At 70.9% G+C, this 17366-nt stretch carries 14 protein-coding genes; 10 read left to right on the plus strand and 4 right to left on the minus strand.

Going from position 1 to position 17366, the window contains the following annotated elements; translation table 11 throughout:
* Positions 1–59 precede the first annotated feature (59 nt).
* Entirely contained in the window at positions 60–851 is a 792-nt protein-coding gene (locus H180DRAFT_RS16600) for a hypothetical protein (RefSeq protein WP_055486846.1), read from the minus strand.
* A 219-nt stretch (positions 852–1070) separates the two neighbouring features.
* Here H180DRAFT_RS16600 and H180DRAFT_RS16605 point away from each other — a divergent pair, with 219 nt between their 5' ends.
* The 4 genes from H180DRAFT_RS16605 to H180DRAFT_RS16620 all read left to right on the plus strand — a co-directional run bounded on the left by H180DRAFT_RS16605 (position 1071) and on the right by H180DRAFT_RS16620 (position 4257).
* The gene (locus H180DRAFT_RS16605) at positions 1071–1757 is read left to right on the plus strand and encodes a hypothetical protein (RefSeq protein WP_055486847.1); all 687 of its coding nucleotides are present in this window, start codon (positions 1071–1073) and stop codon (positions 1755–1757) included.
* 249 nt (positions 1758–2006) lie between these two features.
* A complete protein-coding gene (locus tag H180DRAFT_RS16610) occupies positions 2007–2321 on the plus strand; it encodes a WXG100 family type VII secretion target (RefSeq protein WP_055486848.1) in 315 nt (104 codons plus the stop codon).
* Between the two features lie 10 nt (positions 2322–2331).
* Complete coding sequence (locus H180DRAFT_RS16615) at positions 2332–3591, plus strand: putative T7SS-secreted protein (RefSeq protein ID WP_055486849.1); 1260 nt, start codon at positions 2332–2334, stop codon at positions 3589–3591.
* Between the two features lie 132 nt (positions 3592–3723).
* Complete coding sequence (locus H180DRAFT_RS16620) at positions 3724–4257, plus strand: hypothetical protein (RefSeq protein ID WP_055486850.1); 534 nt, start codon at positions 3724–3726, stop codon at positions 4255–4257.
* A gap of 69 nt (positions 4258–4326) precedes the next feature.
* On the opposite strand, the gene H180DRAFT_RS16625 is transcribed toward H180DRAFT_RS16620, so the two are convergent.
* From H180DRAFT_RS16625 to H180DRAFT_RS16635, 3 genes are all read right to left on the minus strand, one after another.
* Positions 4327–6006 carry a glycosyltransferase family 2 protein gene (locus H180DRAFT_RS16625; RefSeq protein WP_159033582.1) on the minus strand — a complete coding sequence of 560 codons (1680 nt, stop codon included), beginning with the start codon at positions 6004–6006 and terminating at the stop codon, positions 4327–4329.
* A gap of 306 nt (positions 6007–6312) precedes the next feature.
* The gene (locus H180DRAFT_RS16630) at positions 6313–7197 is read right to left on the minus strand and encodes an FkbM family methyltransferase (RefSeq protein WP_055486852.1); all 885 of its coding nucleotides are present in this window, start codon (positions 7195–7197) and stop codon (positions 6313–6315) included.
* Between the two features lie 139 nt (positions 7198–7336).
* Positions 7337–8503: a citrate synthase/methylcitrate synthase gene (locus H180DRAFT_RS16635; protein WP_055486853.1), complete on the minus strand. Its 1167-nt coding sequence runs from the start codon at positions 8501–8503 to the stop codon at positions 7337–7339.
* A 124-nt stretch (positions 8504–8627) separates the two neighbouring features.
* Here H180DRAFT_RS16635 and H180DRAFT_RS16640 point away from each other — a divergent pair, with 124 nt between their 5' ends.
* The 6 genes from H180DRAFT_RS16640 to H180DRAFT_RS16665 all read left to right on the plus strand — a co-directional run bounded on the left by H180DRAFT_RS16640 (position 8628) and on the right by H180DRAFT_RS16665 (position 17259).
* Positions 8628–9911 (plus strand): citrate/2-methylcitrate synthase, encoded by a 1284-nt coding sequence (locus H180DRAFT_RS16640; RefSeq protein WP_055486854.1) that lies wholly within the window; start codon positions 8628–8630, stop codon positions 9909–9911.
* A gap of 181 nt (positions 9912–10092) precedes the next feature.
* Positions 10093–10851 (plus strand): MerR family transcriptional regulator, encoded by a 759-nt coding sequence (locus H180DRAFT_RS16645; RefSeq protein ID WP_055486855.1) that lies wholly within the window; start codon positions 10093–10095, stop codon positions 10849–10851.
* 410 nt (positions 10852–11261) lie between these two features.
* Positions 11262–12728 (plus strand): aldehyde dehydrogenase family protein, encoded by a 1467-nt coding sequence (locus H180DRAFT_RS16650; protein WP_055486856.1) that lies wholly within the window; start codon positions 11262–11264, stop codon positions 12726–12728.
* Positions 12729–12771: 43 nt separating this feature from the next.
* Entirely contained in the window at positions 12772–14385 is a 1614-nt protein-coding gene (locus H180DRAFT_RS16655; RefSeq protein WP_055486857.1) for a GMC family oxidoreductase, read from the plus strand.
* Entirely contained in the window at positions 14382–15875 is a 1494-nt protein-coding gene (locus tag H180DRAFT_RS16660) for an APC family permease (RefSeq protein WP_055486858.1), read from the plus strand. Before H180DRAFT_RS16655 ends, H180DRAFT_RS16660 begins: the two co-directional genes overlap by 4 nt.
* A 472-nt stretch (positions 15876–16347) precedes the next feature.
* Positions 16348–17259, plus strand: a complete 912-nt coding sequence (locus H180DRAFT_RS16665; RefSeq protein WP_055486859.1) for a D-alanyl-D-alanine carboxypeptidase family protein — start codon at positions 16348–16350, stop codon at positions 17257–17259.
* The last annotated feature ends 107 nt before the right edge of the window (positions 17260–17366 follow it).

Raw genomic sequence — 17366 nt, forward strand, 5'->3', positions numbered from 1 at the left:
CCCGAGGCGGACCACGGCCCCCGCTCGCCGGACCATCCGCCGAGGCCGGGGGCCGTTGGCTACTGCCAGGCACGCGCCGGTGCGTGGTCGACCACCCGGGACAGGTAATCGAGCTTGCGCAGCACGTCCTGCGGGCGCAGCCGCTCCTCCTGCCAGGTGAGGACCTCACCGTTCTCGAACCGCAGGGGCCGGTCCTTCAGCGCGGGCTCACGTGCCAGGTGGCGAGTGAGACCGGGTGACGCGAGCCGCTTCGCCGCAGCCGGGTCCTCGGCGATCACGTTGTTGTCGGCATCGAATCCCGCGTTCCCGGTCCCGACGATCTCACCGCCCCCGAACACCGAGTCCAGGAAGCCGTCTTCACGGATGACGGTCCGGGGCACCTCCCCGGGTGTCGAGACGGCGAACACCGCGAAGTACTCCGACTGCTCCCTGCCGTTGACCCGCGTGCCCGTCGATTCGTCCTCGTACTCGAAGTACCGGAACTCCCGCCCCTTGTACCGGCCGTGGGTGTAGTCCGACACCTGCAGCCCGGTGCTCACATCGGGAAACGGCTCCACGCCCTCAAGCCGGTCCACGACCCCCGACCTGCTCGGCTCGTGCGACCAGCCGTGCTCGCGGGCCAGCTCTGCCAGCCCGGCATCCTCGCCCGCACTGCGCGTGTCCTCCTGCTTCCCCCAGTAGATGAGCCCGAGCACGCCGGCGAAGAACCCGCCCATCACCAGCACCACTGCGCCCATGACGAGCACCGCGACCCGCCGCGGGTACTCCTTGTCGCCGACGACCAGCGTGAACTTCTTCTTGCTCAGCCCGTGTTCGGCGATGCTCCGGCCGCCCGTCCACTTCTCGCTCACGAATCCCCCTCCGGTGGTGTGACGCCCTCGCCTGCCCGCAAGGCCCCACGCGGGCCGGGGAGTTCGGGCCGGGCCAGCGTAGGGAAACCGAAGCGGCTGCGCGACGTGGGACAGCCCCGCGCGGTCATCGCATGTGATGCCATGTGAGGCTGAGGTGCAGGTTGTATCGGAGTGCGCGGGGGCTGGGCCTGCCGGGGCACAGGAAGGCATGCTGACGTCATGGAAGCCTTGGTGTACGTGCTTTTTTTCGCCGCGATGGCGGCGCTGCTGATCTGGTCCCGGAAGCGAACTCTCCAGCGTCAGCAGACCCATGTGCAGGATCGTGCCGAGCTGAGGGCCCTGGCGGAGGGCCGTGGCTGGACCTTCCAGACCGGGGTCCCCGGGCTCATCGACGAGTTCTCCGGTGCCGGTCCCCTGCCCGCCGCGAAGGGAGTGGCGGGCGGCAACGTCGTCACGGGAACACATCGCGGATTCGCCTTCCGGGCCTTCGAGTACCAGACCCGCCTGTCCATCGGGTCCGGGATCGACGACCACATGAAGCAGCAGATTCACTACTTTCCCGTGTGGGCAGTGCAGTTGACCGCATCTGTTCCCGACATCCGCATCCAGCACCGGCGCTGGCACAGCAAGTTCACCTCGGGCACTCCGCTCGTCACGGGAAACCCCCAGCTCGACGAGCAGTTCCACATCGTCGCCGAGGATGAGCAGAGCGCTTTGATGTTGCTGCAGGGCGGGCTGGGCCAGTTCCTGACCTCCGACCCGCGCGCGGGCGAGTGGCCGCTCGAGGTGCGCTACGGACACCTGTTGACCTGGCGTCGGGAGGAGAAGCTCTCGACCGAGAACCTCGACGTGATGCTGGAGTTCGTCACGGATGCCGTCGGAAGGCTTCCGGCTCAGACGTCCTGACGGGGCCGCCCCGGCCGCCGTCAGCCCGGTGGCCGGGACGCCGTTCTCTCTTTTCCCTCGCTCATGGACGCCGCTCCCTTGTCGGCCGGGCGCCCGCCAACGGTCCTCGTGTGAATGTCTCTTGCAGAGACTGTGGTCTTGCCCGTTGCCGGTGCAATCGGCAGGGGAGCATGCTTGACTGCGCGTCAAACAACGGGGCGGTGACGGCAGTTCACCCCGCGGGGTAACGAGTCGAAACGGGGGGTCCGCATGACGGACATGCGAGTGGAACCGAGCGAACTTCGCTCGGCTTCGGGAAAGATCAAGAAGGCCGTCGGCAAGGGCGACGACACCAAGCTCGCTGACATCGCGAACGGCGCCGACTTCGGACACGGCGACGCGGCCAAGGCCTTCTCAGAGCTGATGGCCACCTGGGACGTGGCCGTCACCAAGACGCTCAAGAAGGACGCGGAGTCCTCCGCGGAGAAGCTCAACGACAACGCCGCGTCGTACGAGCGCTCCGAGCAGCAGTCACAGAACCACTTCACCGGGCCCGCGGCCGGCGTGCCGGGTCCGCTCTACTAACGGGGAAACAATGGCGGCACAACTCGGCGAGACCCGCGATCCGCGCCAGCTGATACCGGGCGATCCCGAAGACCTCAGCGGCCGGGCCGACAAGCTCCGCGCCAGGTCCAAGACCCTCGAAGGCATTGGCGACGACCTGGGCGCCGTCCGCATTCCCAGCTGGGAGGGCAAGGCCAGCGACGCCTTCTGGAAGGACTTCTCACCACAGAAGGCGCGCTGGCACCGCGGATCCGACTCCATGACCGACGCCGAGAATGCCCTGCGTGACTACGTCAGGACCCTCACCTGGGCCCAGTCGCAGGCGGAGCGGGCGATCGAGCAGTACGAGGACGGGAACGAGGCCGCGGCTCAGACGACGCTCAACTCCGCGCGCAGCCAGCTCGAGACCGCGGGTGACACCGCAGCGAAGAAGTTCAAGGCCGAGGGCGGTAAGGCCGAAGGCGCCCCGGACTGGCTGTTCTTCTCGGCAGAGGCGGCCGAGAGCAACGTGGGCAAGACGAGCAGGGAGATCGCCGGCGGTCCTCGCGAGTTCACGGACCGGATGAACCCGCTGATCGAACCGAAGGCCTGGGGCGACTACAAGAACTTGTCGGAGGAGCAGCGGGACGCGCTGCGGGAGAAGACTTCCGGCAAGGGCCCCGGCATCTCCGTGATGGGCCCCTCCGTCTCCGGCGGCGCGAGCGTGTGGGGGGCGGAGGCCCAGGGCCGCACCGACTTCGCCGGCGGCGAGGTCTCCGGCAAGGCGGGCGTGAACCTTCTCGGCGTGGAAGGCCAGGCAGGCGTCGGTCTGCAGGACGGGAACGCCACCGCCTCGGCCTCCGGAAAGGCCTACCTGGCCCAGGCCTCGGCCGAGGGCAAGTACGAGATGGGCCACCTCGAGACCTCGGGCAAGGCTTCGGCCTTCGCCGGCGCACAGGCGGAGGCCAAGGGGTCCGTCGGCATGGACGGCGTCCACGGTGAGGCGGGAGCCTTCGCCGGGGCCAAGGCGGAAGCGGAGGGACACGCGTCGGTGGCGGGCATCGGCGTCGGTGGTACCGCAGAGGGCTGGGCCGGAGCCGGAGCCGAGGCCAAGTTCGACGCCGGTTTCAAGGACGACGGAACCTTCGTCGTCGGCGGCGAGGTCGGGGTCGGCCTCGGCCTCGGCGGCAAGCTCGGTGGTCAGGTCGAGATCGACCCGGGCAAGGTCACCGACGCCGCCGGCGACGCGGTGGACGCGGTCGGGGACTGGGGCTCGAGTGCCAAGGACACGGTCGGCGGCTGGTTCGACTGATCCGCGGTGGGGAGCTCCGCAAGGGGGCTCCCTTCCAACGGGGGAGTTCCGCAAGGGGGGGCTCCCCGCCAACGGCCTCTTCCCGTCGTTTCCCGTACCGTCGAGATCCGTATCGCAAGGAGTTGATCCACCATGGCGGGCACACTTCCGGTGCCGCTCCACGTCGAGCTTCCGCAGGGCTGGGAGGCGGCACCCCCGGACAAGGCCGGTGCACCGCATGCCGCCTTCGTCGGACTGCACAAGGCCTCCCAGGGCCAGGGCTTCACGCCCAACATCACGATCACCGGCCGCACCCACGAGGGTTCGGCCAGCCTGCACCGCCTCGCCGAGGAGTCGGTGCAGCGGCTGCGCGAGAATGTCGGCTCCGTGGCCCTCGTCAAGCGCACCGAGGTGGGCACCTCGACGGCGCCGGGCCTCGTCGAGGCTCCGGGGATCGTGCAGAACCTGCGCATCCAGGCCGACGTCAACGGGCAGCCGATGGAGCTCGGGCAGAGCCAGTTCATCCTGCTGCTCCAGAACGAGCAGCAGCGGGGTGAACTCGTCGAGATCGAGGTCGCGTTGACGGCGAAGACGAGCCAACTCGACGACGTCCTGGAGGACTTCCAGACCTTCCTCTCCGCGCTCCGCCCGGCCGGTCCCAGCCAGGAGGGCGACGGGTCGGCCTGACGCCGCGACGCGAACCAACCGCTTGCGTCGTTGCTGTCCCTTTGCAGGGACCGACAGGCGACCTCGGCGTCACCCGCGCCCCGCCGCCAGCGCCGGTCGCCGCCCGGCCGGTCCCTCCCGCCGAGCCCGGCGCCGCGGAGGTTCGTCCGCCGGCACCTCGATCGAGTAGCCCCGCAGCGGCCGCGCGAAGCGCCAGCCCCCGCAGCCCAGTTGGAGCTGCAGGTCCCAGGTGCCGGGCGCCAGTGGCTTGCCGTTGTCGGCCGTGGAGGGATCGACGGTGAACTCGGTCTCGAAGCTGAGGGAGTAGGAGTCCGCCTCCTCCTGTGTCCCCTCCTCCTTGGTCCGTGTCTCCTGCGTCCGTGCGGTGCCCGGCAGGCGGGAGGTGAGCCGGGCCGGCAGCCTCATCCGGCGCGCGGCCCTGGCCACCCTGGCCACCGTCTCCGCCGCGGCGCCGCCGTCCCGCGCGGGCACTTCGACGACGCGGTGGTCGAGGGGCACGCTCAGTACCGTCCCGCCTTCGCGGTGGCGGAGCAGGCCGCGTACGTTGCTGCGCTGCACCGCCTTGGTGAAGTCGGCCGCTTCCCGGGCCCCCGGCACGGCGGCGACGCGGGGCGGCAGCCGCAGCAGACGGCGACGGCCCGCGCGGGAGAAGACCAGGGGGGCGGTGGAGGTGCCCTTGCCCTTTCTGCGGACCAGCCGGGTTTCGCACCTGACGGTGAGTCGTCCGTCCTTCCGTGCGGCCGAGCGGACGCGGGGCCGGTGGTCCACCCCGGCTTCGAACTGTGCGTGTTCCACGAGTGGTTGGAGCTCGCGGTGCCTGGCGAGCGCCGCGACGATCCGCAGCCGGGTCGTCAGTGCCGCGTCCGCCTCGGGCGGCATCTCGGCGGCCAGAGCGCCGACGGCGTCGAGCCATTCGGCCCTGCGCGGCCCGGGCTGGTCCAGGAAGCCCTGCCCGCTGAGCCGGGCGAGCGCCTTCTTGCCGTACCAGTTGGCCGCCAGCCGGTAGCGGTGCCTGCCCGGGGCGACGCGGGTGTCGGGTGCGTCCAGGATGGCGAGGACCCTTCGGATGCTGTCCACGTACGGGCCCGGCTCGATCGTCCCGTAGCTGATGTTGTGGTCCTCGCCGGGATGGCGCACCCAGTGGTAGCAGGTGTAGTCGTGCACGGTGGCGACGCGGCTGGTGAGGAGGTAGGCGCGCAGGGTGAACATGTGGTCCTCGAGCCGCACTTGTCCTTCCGCGAAGCGCAACTCGTTCTCCCGCAGGAAGGAGCTGCGGAAGAGTTTGTGCACGGTCATGGAGGCGAGCAGTTCTCTTCCGGTGCGCAGATCCGCGGCCGCGAGGGGCTTTTCGAACAGTGCGCGTGGCGCTCGCCGTCCGTGTCCGGCCATGCGTCCCACGACGATGTCGGCACCGGTCTCGTGGGCCCGCGCCCAGAGGCGTTCCAGGGCTTCGGGTGCGAGCCAGTCGTCGTCGTCGACGAAGTGGACGAACTCGCCCCGGGCGGCGTCCATGCCTATGTTGCGCGGCTTGCCGGGCCAGCCGGAGTTCGCGATGCGTATGACGCGGACGACGGATTCGGCTTCCTGGGCGGCGACTTCGGCCTCCAGCAGCGCGACCGTGTCGTCGGTGGAGCCGTCGTCGACGTAGAGGACTTCGAAGTCCGTGCGCGGCATGGTCTGGCCGAGGAAGGAGCGCAGTCCGGTCAGAACCGTCGTGCCGGTGTTGTGGGTCGGGACGACGATGCTCACCTTCACCGGTGATGCGCGGACCGTGGGCGAGGTGTTTCGCACTGCTGCCTTTCGAGTGGATTGCGGCTTATCTGTATGCCTGCCCGCAACGTTTGAAGCGAGGGTGAACGGCAGCCCACAGGCCGGCAGGAATGCAGTGACCACCACGTCCATGTCCCTCGGGCAGTGCCGGGTGCCACGGACGCCGTGAAAGATGCCGTGGGGGATCTCACCCGCCGCGCACCGGCGGAGCGTCGCCGGCAGGGAACGGGCCGACGTGGCGTGCGGTCGCCCGCCGCACGCCACGTCGTCCGGTTCACCGCGGATTCAGGCCGGTCGGGCCGGAGCCGCCGCCGCGCGGGCCAGCACGCAGTCGAATTCGACGACCCGTCCCGTGGCTCCCTCACGCGTGACGGGATACATGCCGGTGATCTCGAAGCCCGCGTCCTCGTACGCGGCGATGGCCTCGGACATGTGCGGGCTGCCCTCGTAGAGCTGAAGCGCGGCGACTTCCGACTGCATCCCGACGAACTCGCCTATGCGCTCCCCGGCGCCGGCGAACACCTCCATGTCGAAGCCCTGGGTGTCCATCTTCAGATAGGGCCTCGGGGAGGCGATGCCCGCGACGGCCTCGTCCATGACGGCGTCGAGCCGCCGCACCGGCACCTCGGTGGTGGTGGCGGTGTCGGCGAACCGCTTGTAGCGCTGCTGTCCGTACGCGCTCGGCTCCAGCAGCGAGTTCATGGTCTTCCACCCCAGATGCATGTGCTCGACCGACTCGCTGCGCCCCAGCGCGAAGGGGTGGACCTGCCAGTCCGGGTCGCGTTCGGCGGCCTTCCGCAGCTTGGCCAGTGCGTCCGGTACGGGCTCGAAGGAGACGATTCTGCCCCGGTAGCCCAACTCCCGCAGCTGCCTGCCGTACTGCCCCTTGTTGGCTCCGACGTCGAAGACGCAGTTGACGTCGTAGTTGGCCAGCAGTTCGGCGACGTGACGGGCGCACAGGCCGCTCGCGGCCGCCTTGTGCAGGCCCCATCCGCCGGCGGGCGTGCGGGTGCGCGACCGCTTGCCGCCGACCATCCAGGCGTCGTCGGTCATCTTCGTGGCGGTGTAGCCGCCGCGCCGGGAGACGACTGCGGTGCCCGGCCCGAGATCGAGCACCTGAACTCCCAGGCGCGGCAGCGCACCGAGCGCCTTTCTGAACACAGTTGTCATCTTGTGAGGCTAGGTGCGGGTCGTCCGGCCGTGTCAAACACGAGCTGAGGCCCCTGGGGGGAGATCCCCGGCCCGGCCCGGCTCGTGGGTCGGGCGCCGGGCCGGGAACCCGCTCGGGGGGCTCGCTGCGGGGGCCTTCTCAGGCGGCGTGGGCCGGCGGCAGCCTCGGTACCGGCGCCGGCGGCAGGGGCCCGGTGTAACGCGCGGAAGGCCGAATGATCTTTGAATCCCCGGCCTGTTCAAGGATGTTGGCGCTCCAGCCCACCACGCGTGCCGCGCAGAAGGTCGGCGTGAACATCGAACGAGGCAGGCCGCACAGCTCCATGACGACGCCTGCGTAGAACTCCACGTTGATGTGCAGCTCGCGGCCCGGCTTGAGTTCGGCCAGCACGGCCTCGACGCGTTCCTCGACCTGTGTTGCGAAGTCGACGAGCGGGCCGCCGAATTCATGGGCGATCCCCTTCAGCATGCGCGAACGCGGGTCCTCCGTACGGTAGACGGGGTGCCCGAAGCCCATGATCCGCTCGCCCGCCCGTACTTGCTCCCGGACCCAGGCGTCGGCGCGGTCCGGGGTGCCGATGGCGTCCAGGGCGTCCAGCGCGCGGCTGGGCGAACCGCCGTGCAGCGGCCCGGACAGCGCGCCGATCGCACCGGTGAGGCAGGCGGCGACGTCGGCCCCGGTCGAGGCGATCACGCGCCCGGTGAAGGTCGAGGCGTTGAAGCCGTGGTCGACGGTGGAGATGAGGTAGCGCTCCACGGCCCGGGCCTCGCGCGGCGCGGGCTCCTCACCGGTGAGCATGTACAGGTAGTTGGCCGCGTGCGGCAGGTCGTCGCGCGGCTCGACGGGTTCCAGCCCCTGGCCCAGCCGGTGCAGCGCCGTCAGCAGCGTCGGTACGAGCGCGCACGCGGCGAGGGCGTCGTCGCGGCGCTCGTCCGGCGTGAGGTCGTAGACCGGGCGGAACCCCGCCGCCGCCCCGGCCAGTGAGAGCGCGGTGCGCAGCCCGGCCAGGGGCCCGGAAGCGGCGGTGGCCCGGGACACGGCGGGCAGTGCCGCGCGTACGGGGGCGGGGAGGTGGCGCAGTGCGGCGGTGCGTTTCGTGAACTCCTCGCGGCCGGCGCGGTCGGGGAGTTCCCCGTGGAACAGCAGATGCCAGACGTCCTCGAACGTGCGGTGCTCGGCCAGCTCCACGGCCGAGTACTGCCGGTAGTGGTAGAAGCCTTCGCGTCCCCGTACGTCGCCGAGGGCGGTGTCCGTGACGACGACTCCGGACAGTCCGCGCGGGACCTCGATGCCCTGTTGCTCCATGTCGGATCTCCGTTTCCGTCCCCGTCCCCCTTACGTGATCCGACTGTCCATGCTTTACTCAGTTGCGTCAATATTGATTCAGTCAATGCTGGCCGATGCCCGGTGACCGACTCAGGTCTGGTGGATGAGCGTGAGCGAACTGAACGGCGACGGCCCCGGGGAGCGGCCCCGGCTCACCACCCGGCAGGCGGCGGAGCGGCTCGGGGTGAAACCCGAGACCGTCTACGCGTACGTCAGCCGCGGCCTGCTGAGCAGCCGCCGCTCGGCGGGCGGACGCGGCAGCACGTTCGACGCGGCCGAAGTCGAGGCACTGGCCGTCGCCGCCCGCAGGCCCGCCGCCGCAGCACGGGAGGCGGCGCCCGGTGCCATGTCCGTACGGACCGGGATCACGCTGATCGAGCCGGACGGATGCTGGTTCCGCGGCGTCGACGCGCGTGAACTGGCCGCCGCGCACACCTTCGAGGAGGCGGCCGACTGGCTGTGGACGGGACGGCTCACACCGGGGGCGCGGTTCCCCGCCCCGCCTCCACTGCTGGAGGCCGCCCGTGCGGCAGCCGGCGCGCTGCCCGGCCACTGCGCCGCCACCGACCGGCTGCGCGCCGCCGTCGTCGCGGCGGCCGTGGCCGATCCGCTGCGGTTCGACCTCGCGGAGGAGGCGGTGATCGCGCGGGCGCGCGGGCTGCTGCCCGTCATGGTGGATGCGCTGCCGCCGTGGGGGAGCGCTTCGGACGAGGAGGCCGCCGCGCCGGTTGCCGAAGGCGGGCTGGCCCGCGCGCTGTGGCCACGGCTGACCGGCCGCCGCCCCACGGAGGCGTTCGTACGCGCCCTGGAGCGGGCGATGATCCTGCTCCTCGACCACGACCTCGCGGCGTCGACGCTCGCCGCACGGGTCGCCGCCTCCGCACGGGCCCACCCGTACGCCGTCGTCTCCGCCGCCCTCGGCGCACTCGACGCCCCGCTGCACGGGGCCGCGGGCGCGGGGGCGCACCGCATGCTGGCCGAGGCCGTGGAACGCGGCAGTGCCGCGGCCGTGGTGGCCGGCACCCTCCGGGCCGGGCGTCCGGTTCCGGGCGTCGGACACCGCGTCTATCCCGGTGAGGACCCGCGCGCCCGTGCCCTGTTCACCTGGCTGGAAGAGGTTCCGGCCTGCGCCCGGGCCCTCGAGGCGGCCCACGAGATCGCGGCGACGGCCGGGCGCCCGGCCAACATCGACCTCGCCCTGGCGGTGCTCACCCTGGGCGCCGGCATGAGCCCCGAGGCGAGCGAGGCGGTCTTCGCCGTCGCCCGTACGGCCGGCTGGATCGCCCACGCCCTCGAGGAGTACGGCGAACCGCCGCTGCGCCTGCGGCCCGGCGGCCACTACACCGGCCCGCGGCCGCCCCGCCCGCTGCCCTCGCCGGACGAGTAGGGGACGGGAACCCGGTACCCGGAGGGGGTGCGGCCGGGGCCCGGCTCCCTCATGCCGCCGGCGTCCCCCTCGCCGTCGGCCGGCGGCTGTGCGACGCACGGGCGCGCGTCCGGAGAAATTCCGCTTGCACCTCACGCCGCGTGAGGACTCATCGTGAGGTGCGTACGAGAGAGGAGCGGAGATGAGCTACTCCGTGGGGAAGGTCGCCGGACTCGCCGGGGTGTCCGTGCGCACGTTGCACCACTACGACGAGATCGGCCTGCTGGTGCCGAGCGAACGCAGCCACGCCGGTCACCGCCGCTACGGCGACGCCGACCTGGACCGGCTCCAGCAGATCCTTTTCTACCGGGAGCTCGGCTTTCCGCTCGAAGAGGTGGCGGTCCTGCTCGACGACCCGGACGCGGACCCGCGGGAACACCTGCGGCGGCAGCACGAACTGCTGCGTTCGCGGATCCGGAGACTGCAGAAGATGGCCGCCGCCGTCGAACACGCGATGGAGGCACGGAAGATGGGCATCAACCTCACGCCCGAGGAGAAGTTCGAGGTCTTCGGCGACAACGACCCCGACCAGTACGCGGAGGAGACCCAGCAGCGCTGGGGCGACACGGAGGCCTACCGCGAGTCGCAGCGCAGAACGGCTTCCTACACCAAGGAGGACTGGCTGCGGATCAAGGAGGAGGGCGAGGAGTGGGGCCGGCGCTTCGCCGCCCAGATGGACAGCGGCGAAGGCCCGCAGTCCGAGGCGGCGATGGACCTCGCCGAGGAGCACAGGCAGCAGATCTGCCGCAACTTCTACGAGTGTCCGTACGAGATGCACACCTGCCTCGGCGAGATGTACGTCGCGGACGAGCGCTTCACCGCGTACTACGAGGCGATCAAGCCGGGGATGGCCGGGCACCTGCGGGACGCGATCGTCGCGAACGCCGCGCGCCACGCCTGAGCCCGGAGGAACCGCGACCCCGACCGCGACGGGATCGGGATCGGGCCCCGGATCGGCGCCGGGCCCGCGACCGGTCCTGCGCAGTCATCTGATCCGGGAGCCGGCCGGCCCGCCCCTGCACGGCCGGCCGACCGCTCGGCCGCCCGCCCCACCCGGCCGGACCGCCGTGCAGACGGTCCGGCCGGGCCGCCCGTGGTGACGCGGAGGCACAGCCGCGGCGACGACGGCCGTGCCTCCGCCAACTCCTGTCCGCCGCTCGCCCGTTCTTAGTCCACGTGGGTCAACATCCCCTCCCCAGGTCCCCCCGTTCGGTGCGCCCCGTAGGAGGCGGCACCGCCCCCGCACGATGTTGGAGCGGTCATGCCGAGATCGGGGGCGACGAGCACCACGGGCGAGTGAGGGGCTTCGCGATGGCCGAGCTGTACATCGACGGTGAATGGACCGGAGGAGTCTCGGGCCGGTCGCGCGACGTGATCAACCCCTTCGACGCCTCCGTCATCACCACCGTCTCCGAGGGCGACGAGACGGACGTCGACATCGCGGTACGGGCCGCCAAGCGGGCCTTCGAGCGCGCCGACTGGGCATGCGCGCCGGCCCGCCGGCGCGCGGACGTCCTCTACCGCGTGCACGAGCTGCTCCTGCGCGACCTGGAGCAACTGGCCCGTATGGAAACCCTGGACACCGGGAAGACGCTGGCCGAGTCGCGTCTCGACATCGAGGACATCGCGAGCGCCTTCCGCTACTTCTCCGAGATCGTGGGGAAGGAGGCGGGACGCGTCGTCGACGTCGGGCCGGACGTGCTGAGCAGGGTCGTGTACCAGCCCGTCGGCGTGTGCGCGCTGATCGCGCCGTGGAACTACCCGCTGCTCCAGACCTCGTGGAAGGTCGCACCGGCGCTCGCCGCGGGCAACACGTTCGTTCTCAAGCCGAGCGAGGTCACGCCGCTGACGACCATCGCGCTGATGGGCCTGTTGGAGGAGGCGGGCACGCCGCCGGGCGTCGCCAACCTCGTGCTGGGCGCGGGCGGCACCGTGGGAGCGGCCATGACCTCGCACCCGGAGGTCGACATGGTCTCCTTCACCGGCGGCCTGGCGACCGGCCGGAAGGTCATGGAGAGCGCCGCGTCCGGCGTGAAGAACATCGCCCTGGAGCTGGGCGGAAAGAACCCCAACATCGTCTTCGACGACTGCGACTTCGAAACCGCGCTCGACTACGCCCTGGACGCGGCGTTCCTGCACTCCGGCCAGGTCTGCTCGGCCGGCTCGCGCCTCATCGTCCAGTACGGCATCCACGAGCGCTTCCTGTCCGAACTGGCCTCCAGGGCGGAGGCGATCCGCCTCGGCAACGGTCTCGAGCCGATGACGGAGAGCGGCCCCCTCGTCTCCGCCGAGCACCGCGCGAAGGTGGAGAGCTACCTGGAGATCGCGCGCATGGACGGCGCCCGGCTCGTCACCGGCGGGCGGCGGCCCGACGATCCCGAACTGGCCCGCGGATTCTTCCTGTTGCCCACCGTGTACGCCGACTGCAAGTCGACGATGCGCATCGTGCAGGAGGAGGTCTTCGGGCCCGTCGTGACGGTGGAGCGCTTCTACACCGAGGAGGAGGCGCTGGAGCTGGCCAACGACACGCGTTACGGGCTGGCCGGCGGCGTGTGGACGAACGACGCGGGACGCGCGCAGCGGATGGCCGGCCGGCTGCGTCACGGCACCGTCTGGATCAACGACTTCCACCCGTACCTGCCGCAGGCCGAGTGGGGCGGCTTCGGCAGGTCCGGCATCGGACGGGAGCTCGGGCCGAGCGGGCTGCGTGAGTACCAGGAGGCCAAGCACATCTACCACAACCTCTCTCCGGCGCCGTCGGGTTGGTTCAAGGGCTGAGTGCCGGAAACGCGGCGTGCGGGAAGGCGGAGGAGAGAGCGCGGTGGCAGACACGTCGGCAACGAGCGGGTCCGGCAGGGACGAGGACGCCTACGACTACGTGATCGTCGGCGGCGGCACCGCCGGCTGTGTGCTGGCCGCGCGGCTGAGCGAGGATCCGCTGACGCGGGTGTGCGTCATCGAGGGGGGTCCCAGCGACGTCGGCGACGAGAACGTGCTGAGGCTGCGGAACTGGATCAATCTCATCGACACCGACTACGACTACCGCTATCCCATCGTCGAGCAGCCACGCGGAAACTCGCACATCCTGCACTCGCGGGCACGTGTGCTGGGCGGCTGCTCCTCCCACAACACCCTCATCAGCTTCCTGCCCTTCCCCCACGAACTGGAACAGTGGGTGCGCGACGGCGCGGCCGGCTGGGACGCCGCAACGCTGCTTCCCTACCGGCACCGGCTGCGCAACTCGATCCGCCCCGTGGCCGGCAAGGACCGCAACCCCATCGCGCACGACTTCGTCACCGCCGCCGTCGACACCCTCGACGTCCCCGTCGTCGACGACTTCAACGCCCATCCCTTCACCGAAGGCGCCGGGTTCTTCTCCGTCGCCTACGACCCGGCCACCGGGTGCCGCTCGTCCGCGTCCGTCGCCTACCTCCACTCGGTGATGGGCCGCTCCAACCTCACGCTGCAGCTGGAGAGTTGGGCGTACCGCCTGCTGCGGGACGAGCAGAGCCGGCTGACCCGTGTACAGGTGCGGTACGCGGACGGGTCGGAGGGCACCGTGCGCGCCGAACGTGAACTGGTGCTGTGCGCGGGGGCGATCGACACCCCGAGGCTGCTGATGCTCTCCGGCATCGGTCCCGCGGACGAGCTGCGCGAGCTGGGCATCGACGTCCTGACGGACCTGCCCGGCGTGGGGGAGAACCTGCTCGACCACCCGGAGTCGGTCATCGTCTGGGAGACGGCGGGCCCGCTGCCACCGAACTCCGCGATGGATTCCGACGCGGGCCTTTTCGTGCGGCGCGACGCGGGTGAGCCCGGCCCGGACCTGATGCTCCACTTCTACCAGGTGCCGTTCACCCTCAACACCGAACGCCTCGGCCTGCCCACACCCCCTCACGGGGTGAGCATGACGCCGAACGTGCCCAAGTCCCGCTCCCGGGGGAAGATCTGGCTGCGCAGCGCAGACCCCCGGGAGAAACCCGCCCTGGATTTCCGCTACTTCACCGATCCCGAGGGCTATGACGAGCGGACGGTCGTCGACGGTCTGCGCGTCGCACGCGAGGTGGCGGCGACCGGGCCGCTGCGCGAGTGGCTGATGCGCGAGACCGCGCCGGGCCCCGCCGCGACCACCGACGCGGAGCTGTCGGAGTACGGGCGGCGGGCCGCGCACACCGTGTACCACCCGGCAGGTACGTGCCGCATGGGCGGTGACGGCGACGCCGGCGCGGTCCTCGATCCGCTGCTGCGGCTGCGCGGCGAAGAAGGCGTGCGGGTGGTCGACGCGTCCGTGTTCCCGAGCCTGCCGCTCGTCAACCCGATGGTCACCGTGCTGCTCGTCGCCGAGCGCGCGGTGGACCTGATCACGGGCCGTGCCGGTCCGGCGCACGGGGCGGTGCCCGCGAGCGGCAGCGACATGAGGGGAGAGCAGCGATGACGGACGCCGCGGGTTCCGCAGCGGCAGGTGGCGGAGGGGAAGGCGGCGGCGCCGGCGAAAGCGCCGGGCACGGCTCCGAGTTCCGCAAGGAGATGGGGCCCTGGGCGAATTTCGCGCTGGGCTTCACCTACCTCTCTCCCGTGGTGAGCACCTACACCCTCTTCGCCACGGCGCTGGCCACCGGCGGCCCGCCGATGATCTGGGCGTTCGTGCTCGCCGGAGCCGGGCAGTTCCTCGTGGCGCTCGTCTTCGGCGAGACCGTCGCGCAGTACCCCATCGCGGGCGGCGTCTACCCTTGGGCGCGCCGCCTGTGGGGCATCCGCTGGGCGTGGATGACCGGTTGGGTCTACATGTGGGCGCTGCTGGTCACCATCACCGCCGTCGCCTACGGGGCCGGCCCGTACATCGCGATCCTCTTCGGCTTCGAACCGTCCGTGCACACCACCGTGTTGTGCACCGTGGCTCTCATCGTCGTGGCCGCGCTCATCAACTACGCCGGGACGAAGGCCCTTTCGAAGGCCGCAGTCATCGGCTTCACCGCGGAGCTGATCGGCGCCATCGTCGTCGGGGTCTGGCTGCTGAGCACGCACCGCTTCCACGGGCTCGGCGTGATCTTCGACAACTTCGGGGCGACGGAGGGCGGTTCGTATCTGCCGGCGTTCCTCGCCGCCGCCATCATCGGCTTCTACCAGTACTACGGCTTCGAGGCGTGCGGCGACCTCGCAGAGGAGGTCGCACACCCGGGCACGGTCATCCCCAGGGCGATGCGCCGGACCGTCTACGTCGGCGGGGCTGCGGCGACGTTCACGTGCCTGACGCTGCTGCTCGCCGTCTCCGACTACAAGGCGGTGATCGCCGGCGAGGACACCAACCCCGTCGTGCGGGTGCTCTTCGACGCGCTGGGCGAGGTGGGCGCCCGCATGGTCATGGGCGTCGTGCTCATCTCGTTCCTGTCCTGCACGGTCAGCCTCCAGGCTGCCGCCGGGCGTCTCATCTACTCCTACGCGCGGGACAAGATGGTCGTCGGGCACCGGGTCCTGCGTTCCTTCTCCTACGCGCGCGCCGTGCCGCACAACGCGTTGCTGGTGGCCGCCGTCATCCCGACGGTCATCGCCTTCGGCTCGCTGATCTCGGAGGACGCCCTCACCAAGATCGTCTCGTTTGCGATCCTCGGGATCTACGGCTCGTTCCAGATGGTCGTACTCGCCGCGCTGCGCGCACGGTTGAAGGGGTGGCGGCCCTCGGGGGAGTTCCAGCTCGGGCGCTGGGGGCTGCTCGTCAACGCCGGCGCGCTCGCGTACGGCATCTTCGCGATCATCAACATCTCCTGGGCGCGCACCCCTGACCAGCCCTGGTACGAGAACTGGATCGTGCTGCTGAGCGGCGGCGTGGTCGTGGGCGTGGGCCTGCTCTACATGTTCACCACACATCACTACGGGCGCAGCGACACCCCTGCGGGCGACGCGATTCCGCCGCGCTCCACGGTCTGAACGGGCAGCATGCGCGGGGGGTTCGCGGGCCGTGGGGCCGCGCCCCGGTCCACAGCGGCGACGTCCGTGCCGGGACCGCGCGCATTCGCCGCGGACCGGCGGTCGCGCGCGCAGGTCTGCTGCTGCGTCTCTGCTGCTGAGTGCCCGACTCGTGTACGGTCCCGTTCGTGCAGCAGCAACGTGCCGCCGCCCGCCTGGAGTTCAAGGGCCGGGCGGCGGCCCGTGCCCTGCTTGTGCTGCCGGTGACAGGAACCGCTCGGCCTTGCGGCGGGCGCCGCTTCACCGGCTCCCCTTCCTCCTGGTGCGCCGGGCCCCGGTCCGGCGCAGCGGATGAACTGATGTGCGGGGATCGTTCGGTGCAACCAAACGGGGCGCAGCACTGTCCTTGGGACAACGGACCTTTGTTCACGGGCCGCCGCCCGCACGCATGTGCCGGTGCCGGCCCCGCCACTGACGATGGAGCTTCGAGTTGATGCGTGTATCCAAGAGGGCCCGCCGGACCGGCGCTGTGGCGGTGGCGGCCGGAGCACTGCTGGCCGCGGGACCCTTCGTCTTCCCGGCGCAGGCGGCCGGGCCCTCCGGCGTCAAGGCCAAGGGCGCCTTCCTGCTGGACAACTCCTCCGGTGAGGAGCTGTGGGGCAAGGGCTCCGACACCAAGCGGCAGATGGCCAGCACCACGAAGGTCATGACGGCCGCGGTGGTCGTCAGCTCGGGCGTCGACCTGGACCGCAGGGTCACGGTCAAGAAGGCCTACCGCGACTACGTCACCAAGTGGGGCGCCAGCACCGCGGACCTGAGGACCGGCGACAAGCTGAAGCTGCGGCAGCTCCTCTACGGCCTGCTGCTCCCCTCCGGCTGCGACGCCGCGTACGCGCTGGCCGACGCCGTCGGCAAGGGCGGCTCCACGAGCGCCCGCGTCAGCTCCTTCATCGGGAAGATGAACGCGAAGGCACGCCAACTCGGCATGAAGAACACCGAGTTCGACTCCTTCGACGGCATCTCGAAGAAGGGGCGCAACCAGTCCACGGCACGCGACATGGCCAAGCTCGGCAGGTACGCCCTCGGCAGCACGAACATCCGCAAGGCCGCGAAGTCCATGTCGACGAAGCAGAAGGCGACCAACGGCCGCACCTACACCTGGTACAACACCAACCGGCTGCTCGGCTCGTACCAGGGCGTCATCGGCATCAAGACCGGCACCGGCACCAAGGCCGGTCCGTGCCTCGTCTTCGCCGCCGAGCGCAACGGCCGCTCGATCACCGGCGTGCTCCTCAACAGCAGCGCCCGCTACACCGACGCGAAGAAGATGCTGGACTGGTCGCTCCAGCAGAAGACCCCGAAGCTCGACCTGCGCTCGCTCCCGGAGGGCGCGGAGCGCGACTGACGCGACCGCGCGGAGCGCCTGCCGCTCCGCGCGCGGACGGGCGCGTGCGGACGAGCGGCGCATGCGGACGAGCGGCGCGTGCGGGGTGCGGGTCCGTACCCCGCACC

Source organism: Streptomyces sp. WMMB 322 (assembly GCF_900090145.1).
Classification (GTDB): Bacteria; Actinomycetota; Actinomycetes; order Streptomycetales; family Streptomycetaceae; genus Streptomyces.

Bases quoted from the DNA above. Each gene is read 5' to 3' on its own strand.
- H180DRAFT_RS16605 (WP_055486847.1), top strand. From the start codon at position 1,071: ATGGAAGCCTTGGTGTACGTGCTTTTTTTCGCCGCGATGGCGGCGCTG.
- H180DRAFT_RS16610 (WP_055486848.1), top strand. From the start codon at position 2,007: ATGACGGACATGCGAGTGGAACCGAGCGAACTTCGCTCGGCTTCGGGA.
- H180DRAFT_RS16615 (WP_055486849.1), top strand. From the start codon at position 2,332: ATGGCGGCACAACTCGGCGAGACCCGCGATCCGCGCCAGCTGATACCG.
- H180DRAFT_RS16620 (WP_055486850.1), top strand. From the start codon at position 3,724: ATGGCGGGCACACTTCCGGTGCCGCTCCACGTCGAGCTTCCGCAGGGC.
- H180DRAFT_RS16630 (WP_055486852.1), bottom strand. From the start codon at position 7,197: ATGACAACTGTGTTCAGAAAGGCGCTCGGTGCGCTGCCGCGCCTGGGA.
- H180DRAFT_RS16635 (WP_055486853.1), bottom strand. From the start codon at position 8,503: ATGGAGCAACAGGGCATCGAGGTCCCGCGCGGACTGTCCGGAGTCGTC.
- H180DRAFT_RS16640 (WP_055486854.1), top strand. From the start codon at position 8,628: ATGAGCGTGAGCGAACTGAACGGCGACGGCCCCGGGGAGCGGCCCCGG.
- H180DRAFT_RS16645 (WP_055486855.1), top strand. From the start codon at position 10,093: ATGAGCTACTCCGTGGGGAAGGTCGCCGGACTCGCCGGGGTGTCCGTG.
- H180DRAFT_RS16650 (WP_055486856.1), top strand. From the start codon at position 11,262: ATGGCCGAGCTGTACATCGACGGTGAATGGACCGGAGGAGTCTCGGGC.
- H180DRAFT_RS16660 (WP_055486858.1), top strand. From the start codon at position 14,382: ATGACGGACGCCGCGGGTTCCGCAGCGGCAGGTGGCGGAGGGGAAGGC.
- H180DRAFT_RS16665 (WP_055486859.1), top strand. From the start codon at position 16,348: ATGCGTGTATCCAAGAGGGCCCGCCGGACCGGCGCTGTGGCGGTGGCG.